Below are 1,288 nucleotides of genomic sequence, written 5' to 3'. Positions count from 1 at the left end.
GGGCGGGCGGCGGTATCGGGGGCGGCTCGGGCGGCACCCGGCCGAGCGGGTCATACGTGTATGGGTCCGTGTACGGATTCTGCCAATACCGGTCCTGCGGGTCGGTCACGCCAGCGCCTCCTTACCGGCCGCACCTGCCCGCAATGTAGCCGACGATCCGGCGCGGGGTCACAGCCGCGGTTTGGCGACGCTGACCACGTCGGGCACGCCCGCCAGGGTCAGGTAAACCCGGTGCGGCCCGACCGCCATGCCCGACAGGGGCGCCGACCGGGCCGCCGGCGGCAGTCCCGCCCGGTAGCCGATGACGCGGATCACCGGGATCGTCCGCGCCGGGAAGCCGATGACGCTCGCCGTCTCGAGCACCGCCACCTCGTGGTCGGTGGCGGCGTAGATCCGGGTGTCGTCGGTGCCGAGCTCGCGGATCGCCGACGGCAGCCGCGTGCTGGCCAGCACGGTGAGGCCCGTGCCGCCGCGGCGCGAGTCCACCGCGTAGAGCGTGCCGTCGTCGTGGCCGGCGACGTAGCTGCGGGTGACCGCGGTGCCGTCACCCGCCGACACGGCGACGTTCATCCGCAGCGCGCCGCGCTGTTCGGCGGGCGACGACGTCCCTTGGTAATGCCGGATGCCGGACGGCGCGTACGCGTGGTATTCGATCTCGCGGCCGCGGTTGGCGCCGTCGATGGTGTCGGCGGGGTCACCGGCGACCGGGGCCGTCGGCAGCTTCCGGAAGCCGTACTGGTCCACCGGGGTCACCGACGTCCCGTCCGACGACAGCGCGAGCAGCACGCGCATTCCGGCGTCCTCCGACAGGTACGCCGGGGCCGGGCCGGCGTCGAAATCGCCGACCTGGCGCAGGGTTTGGAGGTCGACCTCGGCGACCTTGCCGCGCTCGGGCTGCGGCACGAACACGACGCCATCGTCCTTGCGGCTGATCTGCAGGTTGCGGCCGACCGCCATGGGCGCCGAGAACCGGGTCTTGGCGTCCCCCGGGTGGTCACCGGCGGTCACCTCGGCCAGTCGGTGGTCCTCGGTGAGCGCGACGAGGGCGTGGGTGCGATACGACCACACGGGCGCGCGCAGGGGCGCGGCGACCGACCACACCAACACGTCGGGCGCGCTTTCCAACGACGCGCCCGGCGCCGCGCAGCCGGCCGTCACCATGAGCGCGGCGAGGATCGCCGCCCGACTGCGGACACCGGTGGCCACAAGCGTTCCTTACCTTTCTTGCAGGGTGGTTGTTGCCCTCGGCCGTAGGCTTCGAACTGCCCAGGGACGTCGGGTATGGCTT

1 protein-coding gene is annotated in these 1,288 nt (G+C 73.0%); it reads right to left on the bottom strand.

Annotated elements, in window-relative coordinates; translation table 11 throughout:
• Window positions 1-168 precede the first annotated feature (168 nt).
• Complete coding sequence (locus tag BST44_RS29125) at window positions 169-1,161, bottom strand: hypothetical protein (RefSeq protein WP_142274743.1); 993 nt, start codon at window positions 1,159-1,161, stop codon at window positions 169-171.
• Window positions 1,162-1,288: the final 127 nt, after the last annotated feature.

This window comes from Mycobacterium scrofulaceum (assembly GCF_002086735.1).
GTDB classification, from domain to species: Bacteria; Actinomycetota; Actinomycetes; order Mycobacteriales; family Mycobacteriaceae; genus Mycobacterium; species Mycobacterium scrofulaceum.
The sequence above is the reverse complement of the archived record's forward strand: the minus strand, read 5'-3'. Positions and strand labels throughout refer to the sequence as shown.